Below are 388 nucleotides of genomic sequence, written 5' to 3'. Positions count from 1 at the left end.
TTTTACAGACATTGTTTTGCTTTATATTATCGTGTTCAGAAGAAAGAACTGTTTATAATCATGAAAACAATATCGAAGAACTGGGGGGTAATTATTATTTTTTAGGAGATGGAAGGGAATCCCAAATATTAAAGGACTTGAAGTCGGCAGGAAAATCAAGATTTGGTAAAACTATTATTCCAGCTGAAGTTCTTAGGTATAATTTTGATGAAAATTATATTATTTCAGAAACTAGAGGAAATGAAGATGGAAAAATTAAATATTGGATTATAAACAAAAAGCAATTTTCAGATTCAATACATCCAGTTGATTCCTTATCGTTCTACAAAAAAATAGACAGTTTAGGGATTAAACTAAAGAATCGATAGGTAAATTATACGGTCAGCTA

At 29.1% G+C, this 388-nt stretch carries 1 protein-coding gene; it reads left to right on the top strand.

What is annotated here, in order from left to right:
• Window positions 1-368, top strand: a 368-nt coding sequence (locus tag J1905_RS23545; RefSeq protein ID WP_214229632.1) for a DUF3997 domain-containing protein, incomplete at its 5' end; no start/stop codon positions are given.
• Window positions 369-388: the final 20 nt, after the last annotated feature.

Origin of the sequence: Pedobacter sp. B4-66, assembly GCF_018492665.1 — a bacterium.
Classification (GTDB): Bacteria; Bacteroidota; Bacteroidia; order Sphingobacteriales; family Sphingobacteriaceae; genus Pedobacter.
The sequence above is the reverse complement of the archived record's forward strand: the minus strand, read 5'-3'. Positions and strand labels throughout refer to the sequence as shown.